The sequence below is a fragment of the Enterobacter cloacae complex sp. P13B genome (genome assembly GCF_014895915.1).
GTDB classification, from domain to species: Bacteria; Pseudomonadota; Gammaproteobacteria; order Enterobacterales; family Enterobacteriaceae; genus Enterobacter; species Enterobacter bugandensis.
The window spans coordinates 917-1244 of sequence record NZ_JADBQN010000063.1 but is presented as its reverse complement, the minus strand read 5'-3'; the positions used below and the strand labels follow the sequence as shown (position 1 = coordinate 1244).

Below are 328 nucleotides of genomic sequence, written 5' to 3'. Positions count from 1 at the left end.
TCGACGCGCTGGAAAAAATGGCCGTGGAAGCCTTCAAGCTGGGTTACGAAGTGACCGAGCCGGAAGAGCTGGAAGTGGAAGAGGGCGACACCGTCATCTGCTGCGACATCCTGAGCGAAGGCGCGCTGAAGGCGGAGCTGATCGACGCGCAGGTTGAACAGCTGATGAACCTGGCCGAGAAGTTTGAAGTGGAGTACGACGGCTGGGGAACCTACTTCGAAGATCCAAACGGTGAAGACGGCGAAGAAGGCGACGACGAAGATTACGTCGACGAAGACGACGACGGCGTGCGTCACTAAGTGATTCAGGCGGTGGCGCGCGCCACCGC

General features: G+C 59.5%; 1 protein-coding gene. It reads left to right on the top strand.

Annotated elements, in window-relative coordinates; translation table 11 throughout:
• Positions 1-299 (top strand): ribonuclease E inhibitor RraB (gene rraB / locus IM273_RS22570; protein ID WP_226857971.1); only part of this gene is annotated, 299 nt, incomplete at its 5' end.
• Positions 300-328 lie beyond the last annotated feature (29 nt).